We start from the raw sequence: 22807 nt of genomic DNA on the forward strand, positions 1-22807 counted from the left end.
CGGCAACGGCTTGTTTTTGACTGGTGGAGAATCCGATGGGAAACAGAACCATACTTTTCGATATCCATAATCAGATGGGTGCCCGCATCGTCCCGTTTGGTGGCTGGGACATGCCGCTGCACTATGGCTCCCAGCTGGAAGAGCATCATGCCGTGCGCCGGGTTGCCGGCATGTTCGATGTCTGTCACATGACGGTGGTGGATCTCTCCGGTGACCGGGTGCGTGATTTTCTGCGCCACCTGCTGGCCAATGACGTGGCGCGCCTGCAGCAGCCCGGCAAGGCCCTCTACAGCTGCATGCTGAACGAGCAGGGCGGTGTCATCGACGACCTCATCGTCTACTTTATGAGTGACAGCTGGTTTCGCATGGTGGTCAATGCCGGCACCACTGAGAAGGATGTTGCCTGGCTGAACCGGCAGGCGCCGGAGTTTGGCGTTACGGTGACGCCGCGCCGGGACCTGGCCATGATTGCGGTACAGGGGCCCCAGGCGCGCAACAAGGCGCTGCCCCTGCTGCCTGAAGCGCTGCGCGAGCCAGCGGCCGGACTGAAACCTTTTTTTGCCGCAACTGCGGATGACTGGTTTGTCGGGCGGACCGGCTACACCGGTGAGGACGGCTTTGAGGTGGTGATGCCGGAGGATCAGGCGGTTGCCTTCTGGCAGGCCCTGGCGGATGCCGGTGTGCAGCCCTGTGGTCTGGGCGCCCGGGATACTCTGCGCCTGGAGGCGGGTATGAACCTGTACGGCTCCGACATGGACGAAAACGTGTCGCCGCTGGAAGCGGGTCTGAACTGGACCATTGCCTGGGAGCCGGCGGATCGGGCATTTATCGGTCGTACAGCCATCGAGGCTCATCGGGACGATCCGGCCAATCGGCAGTTTGTCGGTCTGGTATTGAGTGGTCGTGGCGTATTGCGCAATCATCAGAAGCTGTTCGTTGCCGACCAGGAGGTTGGTGAGATCACTTCCGGCGGATTTGCGCCTACACTGGAGAAATCCATCGCCCTGGCACGGCTGGCGCCTGAAGTGAGCGGGCAGTGTGAAGTGGAGATTCGCGGCAAGCGGATACCGGCCAGAATCGTACGGCCCCCCTTCGTGCGCAACGGCAAGGCGCTGGTGGAGCTGTAGGGCAATTCAGACTAACCCTGGCCGGCAGCGCTCGCCGGATGTTTCAACTTTTATAATTCGCGCTAACAACCTGATTAGCCAAATAACGAGGGCCAAGAAATGAGCAATGTACCCAATGATCTGAAATACGCCAAGAGTCACGAGTGGGTGCGGGACGAAGAGGACGGTACGGTGTTTGTCGGCATCACCGAGCATGCCCAGGAGATGCTGGGTGATCTGGTTTTTGTTGAGCTGCCCGAACTGGGCGCCACCCTGGAAGCCGGCAGTGAGTGTGCCGTGGTGGAGTCGGTGAAGGCGGCTTCGGATGTCTACAGTCCGGTATCCGGGGAAGTGATAGCGATCAACGAAGCCCTGGCGGATGCCCCGGAGACGGTCAACCAGGATGCGTTCGGTGACGGCTGGCTGTTCCAGGTCAAACTCTCTGCCCCGGCAGAACTGGATGAACTGCTGGATGCCGAGGCCTACACCGAGGTAATGGAAGCGGAAGCGCACTGAGAGGATTCCTAGAGAGATGCCATTTATCCCCCACACAGAAGAAGAGGTGCAGGAGATGCTGGCCGCCATTGGTGCCGCCAGTACCGACGACCTGTTCGACGAGATACCGGCCAGCCTGCGGCTCTCCCAGCTGGACGCCATCCCCACCGCGCTGTCGGAGATGGAGATCACCCGGCTGATGAGCCAGCGCGCCCAGCAGGATGGTCAACCAGTCTGCTTCCTGGGTGCCGGTGCGTACGATCACCATATTCCGGCGGCGGTCTGGCAGATCACCACCCGGGGTGAGTTCTATACCGCCTACACCCCCTATCAGGCGGAAGCCAGCCAGGGTACCCTGCAGCTGTTGTACGAGTACCAGTCCATGATGGTGGCGTTGACCGGTATGGATGTCTCCAACGCCTCCCTCTATGACGGCGCCTCGGCGCTGGCCGAAGCGGTGCTGATGGCGGTGCGGGCCAATCGCAAGTCCAAATCGAAACGTATCCTGATGCCGCGCACCGTCCATCCGGCCTATCGCCGGGTGGTGCACAACATCGTCAGGAACCAGCAGATCGAACTGGTGGAGTTGCCCTTCGACCCGCAGGGCGGTCACACCGATCCGGCCGTGCTGGAACCGTATGCAGGTGAGGATTTTGCCGCCCTGGTGATTCCGCAACCCAACTTCTTCGGTGTGCTGGAAGAGGTGGATGCCCTGACCGACTGGGCCCACGCCAACGGCGCCCTGGCCATCGGTCTGGTCAACCCGCTCAGTCTGGCGCTGCTGACCCCGCCCGGTGAGTGGGGAGAGACCGGTGCCGATATCTGCTGTGGTGAGGGCCAGCCGCTGGGCGCGCCACTCTCTTCCGGCGGTCCCTACTTCGGATTCCTCTGTTGTAAGCAGGCTCAGGTGCGGCAGATGCCGGGGCGTATTATCGGCCGGACCGAAGATCTGGATGGCAAGGTGGGCTACACCCTGACCCTGCAGGCTCGTGAGCAGCATATCCGCCGTTCCAAGGCGACTTCGAACATCTGCACCAACCAGGGGCTGATGGTCACCGCCGCCACCATCCATATGGCACTGCTGGGTAGTGAAGGTCTGGAACGGGCTGCCGCCGCCAGTTATGAGAATACCCGCCAGCTGGAGCAGACCCTGACCGCCATACCGGGTGTGGAGACCCTTTTCCAGCGGCCCGCTTTCCATGAGCGGGTGGTGACCCTGCCGGCGCCGGCGGCCAGTGTGCTGCGTTCCCTGGCCGCTCACAACCTGTTGGGTGGGCTGGATCTGTCCCGCGACTATCCGGAGCTGGGCGAGGCGATTCTGGTCTGTGCCACGGAAAAGCGGACCGCTGACGAGATCGCCGCCTATGGGGAAAAACTGGCCCGGGTGATCCAGCTGCAGGGTGGTGTGACCTGCGGTCTGGTGCCGAAAGAGTAATCGGGAGAATCTGCAGCATGTTAATTTTTGAACAATCCAAGACCGGACGTTATGCGCCGGCGCAATCGCCCCTCAATCGGGCTGATGTGAGCGGCTTGCCTGAACAGTTCCGCCGCAAGCGGTCCGCCGCCCTGCCGGAGGTTTCCGAGATGCAGGCGGTACGCCACTACACCCGTCTGTCCCGTAAGAACTTCTCCATCGACACCCATTTCTACCCGCTGGGCTCCTGCACCATGAAGTACAACCCGCGGGCCTGTAACAGCCTGGCCAGTCTGCCGGGGCTGGAGTCACGCCACCCGGAGGCGCCGGAGAGCCATAGCCAGGGTTTTATGGCCTGTCTTTATGAGCTGCAGGAGATGCTGCGGGAAGTGACCGGCATGAAGGCGGTATCGCTCAGTCCGGCGGCGGGTGCACAGGGCGAGTTTGCCGGTGTGGCCATGATCCGTGCCTACCACGATGCGCGGGGTGACAGCGCCCGTTGTGAAATCCTGGTGCCGGATGCGGCCCACGGCACCAATCCGGCCTCGGCGGTGATGTGCGGTTACAAGGTGCGGGAGATACCCACCGGACCGGCGGGTGACGTGGACCTGGAAGCACTGCAGGCGGTGGTCGGGCCCCAGACTGCCGGGATCATGCTGACCAACCCCTCCACCCTGGGAGTGTTCGATCGTAATATCGAGGCGATTGCCAAAACCGTCCATGATGCGGGCGGTCTGCTCTACTACGATGGCGCCAATCTGAATGCCATCCTGGGCAAGGTGCGGCCCGGTACCATGGGCTTCGATGTGATCCATATGAACCTGCACAAAACCTTCTCCACCCCGCACGGTGGTGGCGGACCGGGGGCCGGGCCGGTGGGGGTCAGTGAACGACTGGTCCCTTACCTGCCAGTACCCATGGTGACCTGGGACGGGGATCAGTATCACTGGCTGACCGAGCGGGAGTGTCCCGAGAGCATCGGCCGTCTGACCGCTTTTGCCGGTAATGCCGGGGTGCTGTTGCGGGCCTATATCTATGCCCGCATGCTGGGCCGAGAAGGCATGCCCCGGGTGGCCGAGTTCTCCACCCTGAATGCCAACTACATGATGAAACAGCTGCAGGCGGCCGGCTTCCAGGCTGCCTATCCGGAACGCCGGGCGACCCATGAGTTCATCATTACCCTGAAGCAGCAGGCCAAGGAGCTGGGCGTCAACACCATGGACTTCGCCAAACGGCTGTTGGATTACGGCTTCCACGCGCCCACCACCTACTTCCCGTTACTGGTGCCGGAGTGTCTGCTGATCGAGCCGACCGAGACCGAGGACAAGGCGACGCTGGATGCCTTCATCGACGCCATGGGCAGGATTCTGGATGAGGCGAAGGAGAACCCGGAAATGGTGAAGGGTGCCCCCTACAGTCTGCCGGTAAAACGGCTGGATGATGTGAAAGCGGCCCGGGAGCTGGATCTGGCCTGGTCGTCGGAGTCTGACTGAATGGCCAACCAGAAGGCCGCCGGCATTCGACGTATTATCAATGCCGGTGGCTACTCCCTGGCGGGATTCGCCGCCTGCTGGCGCCATGAGGCGGCGTTCCGCCAGGAACTGGCCGGGCTGATCCTGCTGCTGCCGTTGGCCCTCTATCTGGGTCAGACCGGGGTTGAGCGGGCACTGCTGGTGGGCAGCCTGTTACTGGTACCCTTGGCGGAGTTGTTCAACTCGGCCATCGAGGCCGTGGTGGACCGTTTTGGTGGCGAGCAGCACGAACTCTCGGGGCGGGCCAAGGATATCGGTTCGGCGGCGGTATTTCTGGCGATTGTTATCGCCATCATCACCTGGCTGTTGGTTCTGTTTCCATACCGCTGAAGAACAGAAATCTGCCTTCATTTGGTGCAGATTCGGCATCCGACATTTCTTCATCTGATCTAAGTCAATGCCATACCCGGTTTCTGCTGGCAGTTTCTATCCATTTCCCTGTTGATCAGAGTAGAATTCGCGGCCTGATCGATACCCACGGAGGATAGAATGTCTGCACTGATTTGTGGCTCCATGGCCTTTGACACCATTATGGTCTTCCCGGACCAGTTCAAGAACCACATCTTGCCGGAGCAGGTACATATCCTTAATGTTTCCTTCCTGGTCCCGGAGTTGCGGCGTGAATTTGGCGGCTGTGCCGGCAATATCGCCTACAACCTGAAGCTGCTGGGGGGTGACGGTAAGCCGATGGCCACCGTCGGTGCCGATTTTGGCGCCTATGCCAGCTGGATGGACGAAGTAGGTGTCAGCCGGGACCATATCAAGGTGATCGAAGACAGCTACACCGCCCAGGCCTACATCACCACCGACAAAGACGACAACCAGATCAACGCTTTCCATCCGGGTGCCATGAACTTTTCCCACCTCAACCGGATTGACGGGACCATCGGCGCCACACTCGGACTGATCTCCCCGGATGGCCGGCAAGGCATGATCGAGCACGCTCAGCAGTTCGTCGAACAGGGTGTGCCGTTTATTTTCGATCCTGGCCAGGGCCTGCCCATGTTCAATGGCGAGGAGCTGAAACTGTTCGTGGAGCAGGCGGACTGGCTGGCCTTCAACGACTACGAAGCCAAGCTGATGGTGGAGCGCACCGGCATGAGCGCCGAGCAGATGGCACAGCAGGTGAAAGCGGTTATCATCACCCGTGGTGGCCAGGGTTCACTGATCTATACAGCGGACAAGCAGTACGAAATCCCGGCAGTGCCGGTATCCGGCATCGTTGACCCCACAGGTTGTGGTGATGCTTATCGGGCCGGCCTGTTGTATGGTTTGATGAACGATATGGATTGGCAGACCACGGGGCGTGTTGCCTCGCTGATGGGTGGTATCAAAATCGAAGAGGCGGGACCGCAGAATCACCGCTTTGAGCGCGATGAGTTTAACGAGCGCTTCAAGACTGTCTTCGGTTACGCCCTCTGAGCGGAGCAGACTTGATTCGCCGTGTCCGGCGGGCGCCCTAGTAGCACGGGCCTGCCAATCTATTGGCTTGAGTGACAGCTTTGATCCCGATCCAAACAACCCAGAGAATGGACCATGACAGGACATTATGACGAATCGGGCTTCGTGCCCCTGAATATTGCCGTGCTGACCGTATCGGATACCCGTACCGAGGAGACCGACAAGTCGGGCAAGGTGCTCCAGGAGGGCGCTGCGGCTGCCGGCCACAACGTGGTGGAGAAGGCGATCGTCAAGGATGATATCTACCAGATGCGGGCGATCTTCTCGCGCTGGATCGCCGATCCGGATGTACACGTGATTATCAGCACCGGCGGCACCGGCATTACCGGCCGTGACAGTACGCCGGAAGCGGTTATGCCGCTGCTGGAGAAGTCCATTGAGGGATTCGGCGAACTGTTCCGGCATGTCTCCCTGGAGGAGATTGGCGCTTCGGCCATCCAGTCCAGGGCGATCGCCGGGTTGACCAATCAGACCCTGGTGTTCTGCCTGCCCGGCTCCACCGGTGCCTGCCGTACCGGCTGGGAGAAAATACTCAATCCGCAACTGGATCATCGTACCCGGCCGTGTAATTTTGCCCAGATGTTTCGGGCCTGACACCAGGCCTGCAACAGAACCCGAGAGTAGATACTGATGAGTGATTGTGGTTGTTCTTCCGTCGCCGAGCCGAGCATGAAACCGCTGGAAGAGGCGCTGGCCCTGCTGCTCTCCCATGCCCAGGCAGTGCCCGAGTACGATACGGTCTCGCTGGCGGAGGCTAATGGCCGTGTTCTGGCTGAACCGGTGATAAGCCAGATCAATATGCCGCCCTGGGACAACAGTGCAATGGATGGTTACGCGGTGAACACGGCGGATCTTAACGAGACGCCCTGCACCCTGCCTGTCTCCCAGCGTATCCCGGCTGGTGCTGCGCCGGAGCCGCTGGCAGCGGGTACGGCGGCGCGCATCTTTACCGGTGCCCCGGTGCCTCCTAATGCCGATGCCGTGGTGATTCAGGAGGTGTGTGAGCAGCAGGGCGATCAGGTCACTATCCGTCAATCTGCTGCTCCGGGAGCCAATATCCGCAATGCCGGTGAGGACACCCGGATCGGCCAGAAGGTGTTGCAGGCCGGCACCCGTCTGGGTGCCCAGCACATCGGGCTGGCGGCCTCGGTAGGCGTGAGTGAACTGACGGTCTACCGACGCCTGAAGGTGGCGCTGTTCTCCTCCGGCGACGAACTGATCAGCCCCGGTCAGCCACTCGGGCCGGGTCAGATCTACAACTCCAACGAGTACACCCTGCGGGCGCTGTTACAGGCGCTGGGTTGTGAAATCATCAGCCTGGGGATTGTAAAAGATACCTTCGAGGCGACTTGTGATGCGCTCTCCCGAGCTGCCGGGCAGGCCGATCTGGTGATGACCTCCGGTGGGGTCTCGGTGGGGGAAGAGGATCACCTGAAACCGGCCGTCGAGGCGCTCGGCTCCCTGGATCTGTGGAAAATCGCCATTCGCCCGGGCAAGCCACTCGCGTTTGGTCATATCCAGGGCACCCCTTTCATCGGCACACCCGGTAATCCGGTCTCCCTGTTTGTCACTTTTTGCCTGTTTGCCCGACCCTTTATCCTCAAACGGCAGGGTGTCCGGGAGGCGGAACAGACGCCGACTCCGATCCTGGCCAGGGCCGATTTTGACTGGCCGAAAGCCGAAAAGCGGCGTGAGTTTGCCCGCGCCCAGCTCAACCTGGACGCCCAGGGGGAGGCGCAGGTGAGTCTCTACTCCAGCCGCTCTTCCGGCGTACTCAACTCCCTCACCTGGGCCAACGGCCTGGCGATACTGCCGGAACAGCAGACCCTGGTACGTGGGGACATGGTGCAATTTCTGCCCTTCAGCGAGTTACTCAAATGATCAATCTGCTCTACTTTGCCCGCTTGCGCGAAGCGCTGCAGACCGGTTCCGAAACTCTGGATCCGCAATCCGATTCCACCACTGTCGCTACAATTGTGGACCAATTGCGGGCCCGCGGCGGTGTCTGGCAGGATGTGTTTGCCGAGAATCAGACCGTGCTGGTGGCGGTGAACCAGGAGATGTGCGACCTCGAAGCCGCGGTAAAAGATGGTGACGAGGTGGCCTTTTTCCCGCCCGTGACCGGCGGTTAGCCGGGCATCTATACTCTGTAGGGCGGATAAGCCGCGGGCTGCATACCGTCTTACAAGCGACGGATCGTAGAGTGGGTACGCTTGTTGTGCCCACGCGGATGCCGGTAAACAGCGTGGGCACAGAACACATGCCCACCCTACCGGCTCTTTTATTTGGGCAGGGGTGATCTTGCGGGGCCGTTGATAGGCCCGCCAGGCACTCCGACCTCTCAAATCACTGTCTGCACGGTACAACGCCATGAACCAGATTAAAATCCAGACGGAACCGTTCGATTTGACCGCCATCCAGGAAGAGATGCGCCGACAGAATCCGGCCATCGGCGCCGTGGTGACCTTTCTCGGCCAGATGCGGGATATCAACGAGGGTGATCAGGTCACTACCATGACCCTGGAACACTACCCGGGCATGACCGAAAAGGCGTTGCAGGCGATTGTGGACGAGGCCAACGAGCGCTGGCAGCTGTTGGGTATCCGGGTGGTGCACCGGGTCGGTCCCCTGCAACCCCTGGATCCCATCGTGCTGGTGGCGGTGGCCAGCGCCCACCGGGGTGAGGCGTTCCAGGCCTGTGAATTTATTATCGACTACCTGAAGACCCGGGCACCGTTCTGGAAAAAGGAGCAGACGCCGGAGGGAGAGCGCTGGGTCGATGCCCGTCACACCGATGAGCAGGCGGAACAGCGCTGGAAAAGGGCCGGCTCCTAGGGAGTCATTTCTATCTCTCCGTCCAACTGGTAGTCTGGTCATCGAACCCCGCGCTGACTACGTACACAGGGCAGGAAGCAGGGCATGACTAGGTTGCCGGAGCGGGGTTGGTCAACCGCCCGTTGGGCCCGCTTGCTGTTATGCCGGAATATCTGCTAAACCGGTGACGGGATTACTCGATTCAACCGACTGGGATCATGAACGCCGTCCTCAATCCAACCCTGCTGGGGGTTTTTATCCCCACCTTCTTTCTGGTCTCCCTGACCCCCGGTATGTGCATGACGCTCTCCCTGACTCTCGGCATGACCATTGGCGTGCGGCGCACCTTCTGGATGATGGCGGGCGAACTGTTTGGGGTGGGATTGGTGGCCGCCGCCGCGGTGGTGGGGGTGGCGACCCTGATGCTCCGTTATCCGGTGGCGTTTGAACTGTTCAAATATGTGGGTGGTGGATACCTGGCTTTTCTGGGCATCCAGATGTGGCGCTCCCGGGGTAAACTGGCCATTAACCTGGAGTGTCCGCAGCAGCAACAGGTGACCGGTATGGCGCTGGCGGTACAGGGCTTTGTCACTGCGGTGGCCAATCCCAAGGGGTGGGCGTTTTTCATCGCCCTGCTGCCACCCTTTATCAATGACCAGCAACCCATGCTGCCCCAACTGGTGGTGCTGTTGAGCCTGATTCTGCTGATCGAGTTCTGCTGTCTGGTACTGTATGCCAGCGGCGGGCGCACCCTGAGCCTGTTTCTGCAGCAGCGCGGTAATGTGCGCCTGCTCAATCGCATCGCCGGCAGTCTGATGATCGGGGTCGGGATCTGGTTGGCCTTTGGTTGAATGGGTCGTCCGCCGGTCGGGACAGGCGATCCGGTACGTTACACGGGAACGCTTTCAATGAAGAGTCGCGCTGAACTACTGGAATCCCGCTTTCCGCAACAGGTGCTGGAGGGGGCGCTGCCCCCGGCGGTTGTGGACCTGACCCCCCAGGCAGTGGGTCTGGCACCGACCGAGCTGGTGGATCTGTTCGAGAGCCAGCTGATGAGCCGGCATCTCGATTATCAATCCCGCCGGCTGCGGGCCAGAAACGAAAGCTTCTACACCATCGGCAGTGCCGGCCACGAGGGTAACGCGGTACTGGGTAAGCTGTTCCGCATCACCGACATGGCGTTCCTGCACTATCGCAGTGGCGCCCTGCTGATCCAGCGCAGCAAACAGCGTCCTGGGGAGACGCCGCTATATGACATGCTGCTCTCTTTTGCCGCCTCCAGTGAAGACCCCATCTCCGGTGGCAGGCACAAGGTGCTGGGTAGCCGGACTCTGCTGGTGCCGCCCCAGACCAGCACTATCGCTTCGCACCTGCCGAAGGCGATGGGGGCGGCCCATGCCCTGGGCCTGGCGCAACGACTGCCACCGGACGGCATGGCCCTGCCGAAGGACAGCGTCATTCTGTGCAACTTCGGCGACGCCTCCGCCAACCACTCCACCGCCCAGGGGGCGATCAATACGGCCGGTTGGGCGGCCTACCAGAACTCACCCATGCCGATCGTGTTCGTCTGCGAAGACAATGGTATCGGTATCTCCACCCGCACCCCCCGAGGCTGGATTCACGCCAGCTTCTCCGGTCGTGCCGGGCTCCATTATCTCTACTGCGACGGCACCGATCTGCTGGACAGCGTGCGTGGTGTGCAGGCCGCACTGGCCTATGCGCGTCGCTGGCGCAAGCCGGTGTTTCTGCACATGCGGGTGGTTCGTCTGCTGGGTCACGCTGGCTCCGATACCGAGGTGGGGTACCGTACGCTTGAGCAGGTGGAGGCGGACGAGCGCCAGGATCCGCTGCTGCACTCGGCCCGTATCCTGTTGGAGCAGAACATCCTCACGGCAGAACAGATCTGCGAACTGAATGCACAGATCGCCCAGCGGGTGTCCCGTATTGCCGAACAGGCGATTCGCCGGCCCAAACTGCAGAGCGCCGCCGAGGTGATGGCATCCATCGCTCCGTTGCGGAGCGACATCAGACCGGTTCCGCCTGCTGACCATGGGGCCCGGCAGGCACTGCTGGCGCAGGAGCAGCGGCAACTGGACAAACCGCAGAATATGGCCCGGCTGATCAATCTGGCCCTGGCCGATATCCTGCTGCAGTATCGCAACTGTGTGGTATGCGGTGAGGATGTGGGCCGGAAGGGCGGGGTCTACAGCGTCACCACCGGCTTGGTGGACAAGTTCGGCCCGCAGCGGGTGATCAACACCCTGTTGGATGAGCAGAGTATCCTGGGACTGGCTATCGGCCTGGGACAGCTCGGTTACCTGCCCATACCGGAGATCCAGTTCCTGGCCTATGTGCACAATGCCGAAGATCAGATCCGGGGCGAGGCGGCGACCCTGTCGTTCTTTTCCAATGGCCAGTTCAGCAACCCGATGGTGGTGCGGATCGCCGGCCTGGCCTATCAGAAGGGCTTCGGTGGCCATTTTCACAACGACAACTCGCTGGCCCTGTTCCGGGATATCCCGGGGTTGGTGATCGCCTGCCCCTCGAACGGGGCAGATGCGGTGGAGATGCTGCGCAGCTGCGTAGCGCTGGCCCATGAACAGCGCCGGGTGGTGATCTTCATCGAGCCGATCGCCCTCTACATGACCCGGGACCTGCACCAGCCGGGTGATGAAGGCTGGACAGCCACCTATGTGGGGCCTGGAGAAAGCACGCCGATTGCACCAGGAGAGTTCGGTTGCCATGGCGATGGAACCGATCTCTGCATTATCAGTTATGGTAACGGTTACTATCTCTCCCGCCAGGTGGCCCGGGAGCTGGAACAGGAGCACGGGATCAGCCTGCGGGTGATCGATCTGCGCTGGCTGGCGCCCTTGGATGAGATGGCACTGGTGGAGGCTGTTGCCCCCTGTGACGCGGTACTGCTGGTGGATGAGTGTCGTCGTACCGGCTCCATCAGCGAGGCCCTGGTGACCCTGCTGACCGAGCGGGCCCCCGGGCGCCATCGCATCGCCCGGATCACTGCCGAGGACTGCTTTATCCCGCTGGCGGACGCGGCCCGGCTGGTGTTGCCGGACCGGCAGCAGATCGTGGCCGCCGCCCTGGGCCTGGTGAGGGGGGAATCGGCATGAAACAGACTGCCGTGGTGATCTGTCCGGGGCGCGGCAGTTACAATAGCCAGGAGCTGGGTTACCTGGCTCGCCATCACGCCGACCAACAGGCTCTCCTTGCCCCCATTGATGCCTATCGGCAACAGCAGGGACAAGCGGCGGTGACCGAGCTGGATCGCCTGCCCCGCTATGCGCCGGACCGGCATGCAGCGGGGGAGAACGCATCGGCGCTGATCTATGCCTGCGCCCTGGCCGACTTTGCTGCGATTGATCGGGAGCGCTACGAGATTGTCGCGGTCACCGGTAACTCCATGGGTTGGTACCTGGCCATGGCGGCGGCCGGCGCACTGGAGGCGAGGGCGGCCATCACCCTGGTCAACACCATGGGCTCCATGATGCAGGATGGGCTGATCGGTGGGCAGCTGGTCTACCCGGTGGTGGATGAGCAGTGGCGGGCCGATCCGGCCCGGCAGGCGCTGCTTGATGAACAGCTGGAGCGGGTCAATCAGCGCCCGGATTGTCAGGCCTATCTCTCCATTCAGCTGGGCGGGTTACGGGTGATCGGTGCCAACGCTCCCGCACTGGCGGCGCTGATGGCCTCCCTGCCGCCCAGCGGGGAACGCTATCCCCTGCAACTGGCCCGGCATGCAGCGTTCCATACCCCCTTGTTGACGCCGGTGTCCCGGCGGGCCCGAAGCCAGCTGCCGGCCAGCCTGTTCAAGCGGCCCGGGCTGCCCCTGATCGATGGCCGCGGGCATATCTGGCAGCCCCTGGCAACCGATCTAAAGGCGCTGTGGGATTACACCCTGGGTAAGCAGGTGGTGGAGCCGTTCAATTTCTCCGCTGCCATCGAAGTGGCCATCAAGGAGTTCGCTCCGGACCGGCTGATTCTGCTGGGGCCGGGAAGTAATCTTGGGGCTCCCATTGGCCAGGAGCTGATCAGGCAGCGCTGGCTGGGCATGAGCGACAAGACCGACTTCAAGCAGCGGCAGGCGGATGATCCCTTCCTGCTGGCCATGGGCCTGGATGAGCAGCGTCAGCAGGTGGTCCCGGGGTGAAAGGTTTGAGAAACGCAAAGGGTTTCGCCCGGCCTGGCGGCCTTCGGCGAGGTACTTTTGTGGCCAAAACTGCCCAAAGCCTTTCCCGGATCAGCCTGCCCTGCGGGTACTCTGCGCTTCTCGGTCCGAGCGGCGCGTGAAAAAACTCGCCGCGTTGCGGCTCAGACCATTTCATGCTTGATTCCGCTCAGCCCTGCGATGCTCGACAGGCTGAACGGGGAGGTGCACTGATATACAGCCTGCTAATCGGCTTGTTGATCAGAAAACAGCCCCCCGGGGTTCAGGTTCCGCAAGGTAATCCGACTTCCACGCCACCGAGTATCGCAGCCAGGGACGGAAAATGGCGTGCATCTGTCTGAGCGCAGCGAGTTATGCGCGCCCCGTCGCTGGTGAGAAACGCAGGGAACCCCGCAGGGGTGGTGTGGTGGAGCAGGGGTTTTGGTTACTTTTACCCGTAAAAGTAACCCGGCCCAGCGGGCCGGAACCGCTATTTAACAAAGACTTTTGGCAGCTAATAGTTAAGCAATGCTTGACCTGCCAAAGGCATTTCGCCGGCCTGGCGGCCTTCGGCTAGGTACTTTTGTGGCCAAAAGTATCCAAAAGCCTTTCCCCGGTCAGCCTGCCCTTCGGGTACTCTGCGCTTCTCGGCCCGAGCGGCGCGTGAAAAAATTCGCCGCGTTGCGGCTCAGACAATTCCACGCTTGTTTCCGCTCAGTCCTGCGATGCTCGACAGGCTGAACGGGGAGGGTGCACTGTCTCGTCCAGCCTGCAAATCGGCTTGTTCATCAGAAAACAGGCACACCGGGGTTTGGGCTCCGCAGGATGATCCGACTTCCACGCCACCGAGTATCGCAGCCAGCGACGGAAACAGGCGCGCATTTGTTTGAGCGCAGCGAGTTATGCGCGCCCCGTCGCGGGCGAGAAACGTAGGGGACCCCGCCGGGGTGGGGTGGTGGAGCGAGGGTTTTGGTTACTTTTACCCGTAAAAGTAACCCGGCCCTATGGGCCGGAACCCCTTTTTAACAAAGACTCATGGCAGCTAATGGTGAAGAAATAGTTGACCTGCGAAAGGCGTTTCGCCCGGCCTGACGGCCTTCGGCGAGGTACTTTTGTGGCCAAAAGTACCCAAAAGCCTTTCCCGGGTCAGCCTGCCCTGCGGGTACTCTGCGCTTCTCGGTCCGAGCGGCGCGTGAAAAAACTCGCCGCTGCGCGGCTCAGACAATTTCACGCTTGATTCCGCTCAGCCCTGCGATGCTCGACAGGCTGAACGGGGAGGGTGCACTGTCATACAGCCTGCCAATCCGCTGGTTCTGCGTATAAAAACTTCTATTGAAGTTTGGGCTTCGTAGGATAGCCCGACTTCCGCGCCACCGAGTATCGCAGCCAGCGACGGAAACAGGCGCGCATTTGTTTGAGCGCAGCGAGTTATGCGCGCCCCGTCGCGGGCGAGAAACGTAGGGGACCCCGCCGGGGTGGCGTGGTGGAGCGGAGGTTTTGGTTACTTTTACCCGTAAAAGTAACCCGGCCCAGCGGGCCGGAACCGCTATTTAACAAAGACTTTTGGCAGCTAATAGTTAAGCAATGCTTGACCTGCCAAAGGCATTTCGCCGGCCTGGCGGCCTTCGGCGAGGTACTTTTGTGGCCAAAACTGCCCAAAGCCTTTCCCCGGCCAGCCTGCCCTGCGATGCTCGACAGGCTGAACGGGGAGGGTGCACTGTCTCGTCCAGCCTGCAAATCGGCTTGTTCATCAGAAAACAGGCACACCGGGGTTTGGGCTCCGCAGGATGATCCGACTTCCACGCCACCGAGTATCGCAGCCAGGGACGGAAACAGGCGCGCATCTGTCTGAGCGCAGCGAGTTATGCGCGCCCCGTCGCGGGCGAGAAACCCAGGGAACCCCGCAGGGGTGGCGTGGTGGAGCGAGGGTTTTGGTTACTTTTACCCGTAATAAGTAACCCGGCCCAGGGGGACGGGTCCCGGTTTTAAAATAAAGAGGCAGGCCCAAGGCCTGCCTCCCGATCCAGTCAGAACAAGATGCTCAGGGCCTCACGTAGGTGTAGCCCTGCTCATGCAGCTCCACCAGGCGCAGCACACCCGCTTCCACCATGGTAACGCCTTCCAGCAGTTCGGGCTTCTTGCCGGTCTTGCGCTCGATACCCCGAATGGTGTTCCCGCAGGCGCTGAACTTGATATCCTGCATGGCCAGGCTGGTAACCCGTTTGCCCTGGCTGGAGTTGCTGGTGAGCAGGCTCAATCCGGGGCCGTAGGCGACCACTTCAATCTCCACGTTGTCCTGTCCCAGGGCCTTTTGCAGGTTGACCGCGTTATTCAGGGCGGTCTTCTGGGTCTGGGGATCATCGGTACTGACCTGGATCACCACCTTGTGCGGGGAGTCCTCCGCCGCCAGCAGGATCTGGGCACTAAACAGGCCGAAACAGAGTAACAATGCCATCAGGCTGTGGTTTATGGTTTTCATCTTTCATCCTCTCTCTTGGTTTAAATCTGCAGGGTTCGGCTCTATTTGGGCGGCCGTTGACTGCAGTGAATGATCTGATGCTAAGTCAGACCTTGATATAGGCCCAGCCGGTCTGCTGGCGCCGGGTAACATAGGTGACACCGGAGCGGATAATCACCGCGTCGGGCAGTATGCGGATCTGCTCGCCGGTCTCTTTGGTCAGGCGCTCCAGGGTGCTGCCACAGGCGGCAAACACCAGGTTCGGGTAAGTCTCGCTCAACTGGTGGATACGCTCTGGAAAGGGTGAGCGATTCTGCTGCATCAGACGCAGTCCCTCATTGTTGGCTACCACATCCAGGCGCAGCGGTTTGCCGCTGGCCCGGTGTTCCTGCAGCACCAGCTCCACCTGATCCAGCAGCAGGGCAGCGTCATGCCGGTCATCGGTGCTGATGTGGAATACCACCCGGGTCTGCGCTTCTGAGGTCTGCTCCAGAGCAGCCAGCGGAGCAGTGGGTGATGGGTTGGCGGTGGTCATCCGGTCAGTCAGGGTGTGGATGGCAAACAGGGAGAGCGCCCCCAGGGCGGCGGCCGTCAAGTAGCGGGCCAGGCCCTTGCCACGCCAGGCGCGGGGGTGTGGCGTGGTCTGTTTCGGGGTGAGCGGATAGGCGGCCCGGGTCAGTTCTTTGGTGTACGCCAGTTCCACCAGGCGATCCCGTAGCTGCGTCGAACCGGTGGCTGCCTGTAGAATCTCCAGGCGATCCTGTTGGGTCAGTTGCCGATCCACAAAGGCATTCAGCTGCTCGTCGCTGTATTGCGCTGCTCTCATTTTACACACTCCATAAAAGGGCGCTTGCCGCTGCTGTGTGTCGGGGCCGTTGCCAGCAGTTGCTTCAGCTTCTGCCGGGCCCGGCTCAACCGACTCATCACGGTGCCGACCGGAATACCCAGAATATCCGCCACCTCGCTGTAGCTGCAGGACTCCAGGTCCACCAGCATCAGCACCTCGCGCTGCTCCGGTGTCAGCCGGCCGATGGCCTGTCGCACCCGGTCCATGGTCTGTTGTTGGGCCAACTGTTCATCTGCACTGGCGAGCGAGGGGTCGATGCACTCCTGGAACTGATCAACCGGTTTCTGGCGGCGGCAGTGATCCCGGAAACAGTTGGCCAGGATAGAGAAGGTCCAGCGCTCCAGGGCCTGATCATCCTTGAGTGCCTCCAGCCGGGCGAGGGCGCGGACCAGTGCTTCCTGGGCCAGGTCATCGGCCAGGCTCTGTTCGCCGCACCAGGCCAGCGCCAGTCGCCGCAGGCGGGGGGTCAGTGCCGCTAAACGGCGTCGATTTTTATTTGCGGTACGCCATGCGCTGAACATGAAGCGGGCCCTTTGCTGTTATTGTGGGTAAGACGCACTGGGCGATGGATTTATTCCATGTTTTTTCCGGCCACAGATTTCTGCTGCCAGACCCGCTGGGGTGTTCACTCCGGAGTTGGCTACTCCCGGAAACGCTTGAATGAGCCGACCAGGCCATCGAACTGCTGGCTGCCCTCTCCCGCCGCCACTTCAGCGGGCGTCAACGCCTGTTCAAAGGCCGCAAAATCCTCGAGGGGTGCCTCGCAGTGGGCGCCGTGGCAGAGATAGGCGACACACGCCCCGCAGGGCTCTCTGAGGGCCAGGGCCTCCGGCAGATCACTGCTGGAGTCGGTGATGGCGAAGGTCATCCGGCGCGGCGCATAATGCTGGTTGGCCCGCTTCAGCCAGGGTTGCATGGCTCCGGTATCGCCGCGCAGGATGATCACTTCGGTCGGATTGATCAGTTCATCCAGTGCCTGCAACAGGGCGCAGTGGGCGTGGGGTATCTGCTTCAGTTGGTCCCAGGCGCATTGCAGGGTGCGTTCCGCCGCCCGCAGGTAGCGGGGTTCTCCCAGCAGGTGCCCGAGGCGGGTCAGCACCGAGGCGGCAACACCGTTGCCGGCGGGTAGTGAATCATCACCAAACGGCTTGGGGCGGTAGATCAGGCTTTCATGGTCATTGGAGGTAAAGAAGAAACCACCCTGTTCCCGGTCTTCAAACCGCTCCAGCATGATCTCAGCCAGTTCGATGGCAAACGTCAGCAACTGGCTGTCCCAGCGGGCCTGCAGCAGTTCCAGCAGAGCATCGATCAGGTTGGCGTAATCATCCAGGTAGCCGTTCAGGTTGGCCTGGCCATCCTTGTAGGAGACCAGCAGGTGCTGATCGCGCCACAGTTGTTGCCGGATGAAGTCCACCGCCCGGCGGGCCGAGTGGACCAGTTCCGGCTCATCCAGCAGCCGGCCGGCCCGGGCCATGCCCTTGATCATCAGGGCGTTCCAGGTGGTGAGGATCTTCTCGTCCCGACCGGGCCGGACCCGTTTGGCGCGCTGCTGCAACAGTTTCTGCCGTGCCTGGGCCAGCAGTTGGCGCGCCTGTTCCGAACTGCTACCCAGTTCCCGGTTCAGGGTGGCGACGTCGCTGTAGGTATGCAGGTGCCAGCGGCCTTCAAAATTGGGTGCCTGGTCCAGTCCGTAATAGCGGCTGAAGTGGGCGTACTCATCCTCGTCCAGCAGCTGCTCTATCTCCTGCTTGTCCCAGGCGTAGAAGCGGCCCTCCTGGCCTTCGCTGTCGGCGTCCAGGGATGAGTAGTAGCCCCCTTCGGGCGATTGCATCTCCTCCATTACCCAGCGGGCGGTGTTCAGCGCGGTCTCCCGGAACAGGGGCTTGCTGGTGGCCTGCCAGAGATCGGCATAGAGGGCCAGTAGTGGACCGTTGTCATAGAGCATCTTTTCGAAGTGGGGGATCATCCACTGGTTGTCCACCGAGTAGCGGCAGAAACCGCCGGCCAGCTGGTCGTTGATGCCGCCCTGGGCCATCCGGGTCAGGCTGAAGTCCACCATGTAGAGGGAGCGGGGGTCGCTGCTGCCGGTGGCGGCCCAGTGTCTGAGCAGCTGTTCCAGGCTGCTGGGATGGGGGAACTTGGGCGCGCTGCCGAAGCCCCCGTCGGTTTCATCGAAGCCCGCCGCCAACTGTTGCCGGGCAGTCTCCAGGGGGGCGGAGTCGATCGCCACCGGCTGCTCACCGGACACCGGGTCGAGCTGGCTGATGGCGCGGATCAGGGCCTTGTTCTGGGTCAGGATGTCGGCCCGCTGCTGCTGATAGGCGTTGGCGATGTTCTGCAGGATATCGCAGAAGGCGGGCAGGCCGTGGCGCGGCTCCCGGGGAAAATAGGTGCCGGCGAAGAAAGGTGTCTGGTCGTCCGGGGTCAGGAACACGGTGAGCGGCCAGCCGCCGGGGCGCTGAGCCAGCAGTTGGTGTGCCGACTGGTAGACCCGGTCCAGATCGGGGCGCTCCTCCCGGTCCACCTTGATATTGATGAACAGCCGGTTCATCAGTGCCGCGGTGGTTTCGTCTTCGAAGGATTCGTGGGCCATCACATGGCACCAGTGACAGGCAGAGTAGCCGATGGAGAGCAGGATTGGCTTGTCCTCCTGGCGGGCCTTCTCCAGCGCCTCCTCTCCCCAGGGATACCACGCCACCGGATTGTCGGCATGCTGTTGCAGGTAGGGGCTGGTGCAGTTGCTCAGGTGGTTGGTTGGCATGGAGTTTCCTGTGATTCGGTCAGCGTTGTCAGTCGTCAGCTTGAGTGGTCAGAGTCGGCCTGTGCAAGTGGGTAACCCCGATCCGGTCAGCCGGGGGGTGTATTCAGCCCCGGCCTTTCGAATCCTGACAGAAACTATAGACGTTTCAACGGGTAGTTCCCGGTGGAATTGCCGGGAAAACGGACCGGAAGTCGTGCCGGGTTTGCCCGCCCCGGTCGGTTCAGCCGGCATCCTGCCACTTGAGATTGAGCGGATTGTTCGGGTCGACCCCTTCCATAAACGGCAGATGACGCTCCCGATGGGTGACCTGGTAGACCAGACCCATCCAGTTGCCGACGATGCCTTCCGCGGTATCGTGCCAGGTGTTGTCCAGCTCCGCGCTGATCAGCTGTTCCGGAAACTCCGGCGGCTCCGTCCCCTCCTGCAACGCGCGCTGCAGGTAGAGCTGGTACTCATTGAATATGGCCTGCACCCGGGGCATGAAGTAGTTGTCCGGGAAGGGTGGGTAGGTGAGCCGTTTGCCGGCGGCAAACTGCATCACCTCGCGCTTGTACTCTTTAAGCAGGCTGATGGTTTCGTACTCCGGATGACCCTGGAAATAGACCATGCGGAAGCCGTCCTCACTGACCGCCAGGTGGACACCGGCCACTTCGCTCTCCACCAGAATGTGCAGACCGGCCTCCTCGAACTGCTGGCGCGATATCTCGTTGAAACGGGAGTGGGGCACATCGAAGCGGGTGTTCACATCGTTCACCAGGGGGTGAACCCGATCCACCACCCGGTGCGGATAGACACCCCAGCGCTTGAAGCCGAGCGGTTTGCGCGGTGTTGCGTGGCGCGCTTCCAGTACCGCATGGGTGGCCAGGCAGGAGCAGAGGGTCGAGGTGACGTTCTCATGGGCCCAGGCCACCACCCGTTTCAGCGGTTCCCAGAACGGTTCGTCGGCCAGCCGGGGACGGGTTGGTGTGGCGCCGGTGATGATCAGGGCGTCCAGGCCATCCTGCTGGATCTTCTCCAGCGGCTCGTAGTACTGGTCGATATGCCGGCGTGCCTTGTCGCCCCGGGGCAACTCGTCCAGAGTGAAGGGGTGGACATAGAACTGGGCGATCGGGTTGCTCTCACCGATCAGCTGGAAGAACTGGCGCTCGGTCGGCTCCAGTGCCCCGTCCGGCATCATGTTGAGCAGGCCGATATGCAGCTCACGGATATCCTGGTGCCGGGCCCGCTGCGGCTCCAGTACCGTCTGTCCGGCTTTTCGCAGACGCTCGAAAGTTGGCAGGTTATTGTGTGATACCAGTGGCATGGCGGCTCCGGGTCAGTCCCATTGTTTACGTGAAATGGCCAGTTCCAGCAGGTCCAGGAAATCGTTCTGGTCCCTTACCTGGTTCACCTCCAGGGAGGTGACGGTGTAACCGAGCGGCCTGGCGATCGCTTCATACCGCGGAATGCGGGAGCGGAACAGGCGGGGGAACACCCAGCGGGTAAAGTCGTCCGGGTCCATCTGGGCCGCATACTGCAGGCCCTGTTCCGCCAGGTAGGTCTCTACCTGCTGCTGCAGGAAGGCGGGCCGGAAGTAGAGCGGCTTGGGATCATCCTGGGCGCGCTGGATCAGTTGCGCCTCCTCCTCCACGCCGGTAGCCTGGATGTAGAGGATCAGGCTGTGCTCCGCCAGCAGTTCGATCACCTCGGGCTGCTCGATGTCACACAGGCTGCCCCCCACGTCGTTGACGAAGTGCTGGTAACCGTAGATCTCCCGCGCCTTGCGGATGAACTCCGGCACATCCCGCATGGCGTTGATCTCGGCCTGGCAATACTGGGCCTGGCGCTGCTGAAACAGCTCCAGGGGCACGCCGCCCCGCTCCGGGTTTCCCAGCTTGCCCACGTAACAGAGTACCGGTCCCAGGTCATCCACCTTGATGTTGTTGCGGATGTAGATCCAGTCCTTGCGCAGCAATCCGCGCAGAAACGGTACCCGCATCGCCTCCTGCTTGATGCTGTCCAGGATCGCTTCGTCCAGATAACGGGTGCCGATGCGGTAGTCACCGGAGTAGTGAAACCAGTTGTAACGGCGCATGGTCTTGGAGAGGTGGGTTTTGCCCACCCCGGACATACCCAGCAGGGTGATGCTCTTGTTCTTCCAGGCGCGGAACTGTTCCAGGGTCAACTTCACGATTTGCGGTCTTCTCTATAAGGGTTTGTGATCTACGGACCGCATAATATAACCGAAATCAGCGCCGGGCGTCCCTCCGCTCGCCCACGCCGGCCATCAGGGGCAGGATCAGCAGCAGCAGACAGGTCAGCACCACGCCCGGCCAGCCCCACTCGGTATAGGCGAAGCCACTGCTGGTGATGCCGATCCAGCCACCCACGTAGTAGAACAGCACATAGAGTGCATTGGCCCGGCCCTGGCCACCGGTCAGGCGGCGATTGAGAGAGCCGACGGCGGCGGCATGCACGGCGAAAAAGCCGGTACAGAGTCCCAGCAGTCCCAGGATGATGGCGTAGATCGAAGGCAGCAGGGTGAGTGCCACCGAGGCGCCCAGCAACAGGGTGCCGCCGATCAGGGTGTTGCCGCTGCCGATACGGTTGCTGAGACGCCCCGACATGGGGCCCATGAAAATCCCCATCACATAGACCAGGTAGAGCAGGGTGATCAGCTCGGTGGAGAAGGAGAAGGGAGCCGCCGAGAGTCGGAACGGCAGGAAATTGAACACGGATGAGAAGATAAAGAATCCACCGGCGGCGGCCAGGTAGATACGCACCAGATCCCAGCGCCGCAGCAGGGTGGTGAAACGGGGCTGTTCGCCGGTCGGGATCGTTAACTTGGGCTGTTTCGGCAGCTGTTTAAAGGCCAGAAAAGTGGCCGCCAGGATCAGGGTGGCGGCCGATACAAAGGCGTAGCGCCAGTGCAGCGGCGGATGAATCCAGCCACCCAGCAGACGTCCGCCCAAGCCGCCCACCACGGTGGCGGAGACATAGGCGCCCATCACCACATTGAGCCGTTCAATCGGCAGGGTCTTGGCCAGGTAGGCGGCGATGCAGGTGGTCAGGGCCGGTATGAACAGGCCCTGCAGGAAGCGGGCACCGATCAGGATCCACAGGTTGTCGGTGATGGCGCAGATCAGGCCACCCAGCGCTACCATGATACCGCCGGTGAGAATGATGGGCCGGATCGGCAGGCGGTCCACCAGCACGCCAAACGGCAGGTTGGCCAGGGCGATGCCGAGCACCACCGCCGCCACGGTGAAAGAGACCTGGGGCGTGGTGGCCGCGAACTCCGCCTGCAGCACCGGCAGCACCGGCTGGGTGATGTAGACGTTAGTGAAGGAGGCGGCCACCAGGGCGAAGACCACCAGCTGCAGACGCAGATGTGCGTATTTACCCATTCAGGTGCAGCCGCCGCAGCTGCCGCAGCGCCAGTCGCTGCTGTTCACAGCCTGGTAAAACCAACGGGCGTGCTGTTCGTCAATCGGGATATCATTGGCGATAAACAGATCAGTGAGCCAGTCGATGTTCTCCAGCATCCAGTCATCCTCTTCCAGTCCCTCTGCAAACTCGGGATCGTCCGGGTAGAGAAACGAGTAGATCCCGTAGGTGCCCATGTCCTCTTCATTTCTGGGCGCCGGGACCTCCAGTGGCCGGCCCTGATAGCTGATCTCCCAGCGTCCGAGACAGATCAGGTGACCCTGCTCGCTCCAGGTGGCGGTGAATGGATTGGTCATGGTAATCCGCTATAGATAGTGTCGGACGTTGC

The 22807-nt window shown here is 61.6% G+C and carries 21 protein-coding genes; 13 read left to right on the plus strand and 8 right to left on the minus strand.

Features of this window, described 5'->3' with window-relative positions; genetic code table 11:
- The first annotated feature begins 35 nt into the window (after nucleotides 1-35).
- From gcvT to AAY24_RS14010, 13 genes are all read left to right on the plus strand, one after another.
- The gene (gene gcvT, locus AAY24_RS13950) at nucleotides 36-1127 is read left to right on the plus strand and encodes a glycine cleavage system aminomethyltransferase GcvT (RefSeq protein ID WP_046860212.1); all 1092 of its coding nucleotides are present in this window, start codon (nucleotides 36-38) and stop codon (nucleotides 1125-1127) included.
- Nucleotides 1128-1226: 99 nt separating this feature from the next.
- Complete coding sequence (gcvH, locus tag AAY24_RS13955) at nucleotides 1227-1622, plus strand: glycine cleavage system protein GcvH (protein WP_046860213.1); 396 nt, start codon at nucleotides 1227-1229, stop codon at nucleotides 1620-1622.
- 16 nt (nucleotides 1623-1638) lie between these two features.
- Nucleotides 1639-3036: an aminomethyl-transferring glycine dehydrogenase subunit GcvPA gene (gene gcvPA / locus AAY24_RS13960; protein ID WP_046860214.1), complete on the plus strand. Its 1398-nt coding sequence runs from the start codon at nucleotides 1639-1641 to the stop codon at nucleotides 3034-3036.
- Between the two features lie 17 nt (nucleotides 3037-3053).
- A complete protein-coding gene (gcvPB, locus tag AAY24_RS13965; protein ID WP_046860215.1) occupies nucleotides 3054-4508 on the plus strand; it encodes an aminomethyl-transferring glycine dehydrogenase subunit GcvPB in 1455 nt (484 codons plus the stop codon).
- Entirely contained in the window at nucleotides 4509-4877 is a 369-nt protein-coding gene (locus tag AAY24_RS13970; RefSeq protein WP_046860216.1) for a diacylglycerol kinase, read from the plus strand.
- 159 nt (nucleotides 4878-5036) lie between these two features.
- The gene (locus AAY24_RS13975) at nucleotides 5037-5969 is read left to right on the plus strand and encodes a carbohydrate kinase family protein (RefSeq protein WP_046860217.1); all 933 of its coding nucleotides are present in this window, start codon (nucleotides 5037-5039) and stop codon (nucleotides 5967-5969) included.
- 114 nt (nucleotides 5970-6083) lie between these two features.
- The gene (gene moaB / locus AAY24_RS13980) at nucleotides 6084-6602 is read left to right on the plus strand and encodes a molybdenum cofactor biosynthesis protein B (RefSeq protein ID WP_046860218.1); all 519 of its coding nucleotides are present in this window, start codon (nucleotides 6084-6086) and stop codon (nucleotides 6600-6602) included.
- A gap of 36 nt (nucleotides 6603-6638) precedes the next feature.
- Nucleotides 6639-7889: a molybdopterin molybdotransferase MoeA gene (locus AAY24_RS13985; protein WP_046860219.1), complete on the plus strand. Its 1251-nt coding sequence runs from the start codon at nucleotides 6639-6641 to the stop codon at nucleotides 7887-7889.
- The gene (moaD, locus tag AAY24_RS13990; protein ID WP_046860220.1) at nucleotides 7886-8140 is read left to right on the plus strand and encodes a molybdopterin converting factor subunit 1; all 255 of its coding nucleotides are present in this window, start codon (nucleotides 7886-7888) and stop codon (nucleotides 8138-8140) included. The genes AAY24_RS13985 and moaD overlap by 4 nt, the downstream gene beginning before the upstream one ends.
- Nucleotides 8141-8378: 238 nt before the next feature.
- Nucleotides 8379-8843: a molybdopterin synthase catalytic subunit MoaE gene (gene moaE, locus AAY24_RS13995; RefSeq protein ID WP_046860221.1), complete on the plus strand. Its 465-nt coding sequence runs from the start codon at nucleotides 8379-8381 to the stop codon at nucleotides 8841-8843.
- Nucleotides 8844-9040: 197 nt separating this feature from the next.
- Nucleotides 9041-9673 (plus strand): LysE family translocator, encoded by a 633-nt coding sequence (locus tag AAY24_RS14000; RefSeq protein WP_046860222.1) that lies wholly within the window; start codon nucleotides 9041-9043, stop codon nucleotides 9671-9673.
- A gap of 57 nt (nucleotides 9674-9730) precedes the next feature.
- The gene (locus tag AAY24_RS14005; protein ID WP_052761253.1) at nucleotides 9731-11953 is read left to right on the plus strand and encodes a thiamine pyrophosphate-dependent enzyme; all 2223 of its coding nucleotides are present in this window, start codon (nucleotides 9731-9733) and stop codon (nucleotides 11951-11953) included.
- A complete protein-coding gene (locus tag AAY24_RS14010; RefSeq protein ID WP_046860223.1) occupies nucleotides 11950-12990 on the plus strand; it encodes an acyl carrier protein in 1041 nt (346 codons plus the stop codon). Before AAY24_RS14005 ends, AAY24_RS14010 begins: the two co-directional genes overlap by 4 nt.
- A 2038-nt stretch (nucleotides 12991-15028) precedes the next feature.
- On the opposite strand, the gene AAY24_RS14020 is transcribed toward AAY24_RS14010, so the two are convergent.
- The 8 genes from AAY24_RS14020 to AAY24_RS14055 form a co-directional block, all read right to left on the minus strand.
- On the minus strand, nucleotides 15029-15466 hold the full coding sequence (locus tag AAY24_RS14020; protein WP_046860225.1) for a DsrE family protein: 438 nt from the start codon (nucleotides 15464-15466) through the stop codon (nucleotides 15029-15031).
- An 85-nt stretch (nucleotides 15467-15551) separates the two neighbouring features.
- Nucleotides 15552-16271, minus strand: a complete 720-nt coding sequence (locus AAY24_RS14025; RefSeq protein ID WP_046860226.1) for a DsrE family protein — start codon at nucleotides 16269-16271, stop codon at nucleotides 15552-15554.
- Nucleotides 16268-16813 (minus strand): RNA polymerase sigma factor, encoded by a 546-nt coding sequence (locus tag AAY24_RS14030; protein ID WP_046860227.1) that lies wholly within the window; start codon nucleotides 16811-16813, stop codon nucleotides 16268-16270. The genes AAY24_RS14025 and AAY24_RS14030 overlap by 4 nt, the downstream gene beginning before the upstream one ends.
- Nucleotides 16814-16932: 119 nt before the next feature.
- Nucleotides 16933-19053, minus strand: a complete 2121-nt coding sequence (locus AAY24_RS14035; protein WP_063370465.1) for a thioredoxin domain-containing protein — start codon at nucleotides 19051-19053, stop codon at nucleotides 16933-16935.
- Nucleotides 19054-19273: 220 nt separating this feature from the next.
- Nucleotides 19274-20356 (minus strand): homoserine O-succinyltransferase MetA, encoded by a 1083-nt coding sequence (gene metA / locus AAY24_RS14040; RefSeq protein ID WP_046860228.1) that lies wholly within the window; start codon nucleotides 20354-20356, stop codon nucleotides 19274-19276.
- 12 nt (nucleotides 20357-20368) lie between these two features.
- The gene (locus tag AAY24_RS14045) at nucleotides 20369-21223 is read right to left on the minus strand and encodes a hypothetical protein (RefSeq protein ID WP_046860229.1); all 855 of its coding nucleotides are present in this window, start codon (nucleotides 21221-21223) and stop codon (nucleotides 20369-20371) included.
- A 58-nt stretch (nucleotides 21224-21281) separates the two neighbouring features.
- On the minus strand, nucleotides 21282-22439 hold the full coding sequence (locus AAY24_RS14050) for an MFS transporter (protein WP_046860230.1): 1158 nt from the start codon (nucleotides 22437-22439) through the stop codon (nucleotides 21282-21284).
- Nucleotides 22440-22775: a hypothetical protein gene (locus AAY24_RS14055; protein ID WP_046860231.1), complete on the minus strand. Its 336-nt coding sequence runs from the start codon at nucleotides 22773-22775 to the stop codon at nucleotides 22440-22442.
- Nucleotides 22776-22807: the final 32 nt, after the last annotated feature.

It is taken from the genome of Sedimenticola thiotaurini, from assembly GCF_001007875.1.
Taxonomy (GTDB): Bacteria; Pseudomonadota; Gammaproteobacteria; order Chromatiales; family Chromatiaceae; genus Sedimenticola; species Sedimenticola thiotaurini.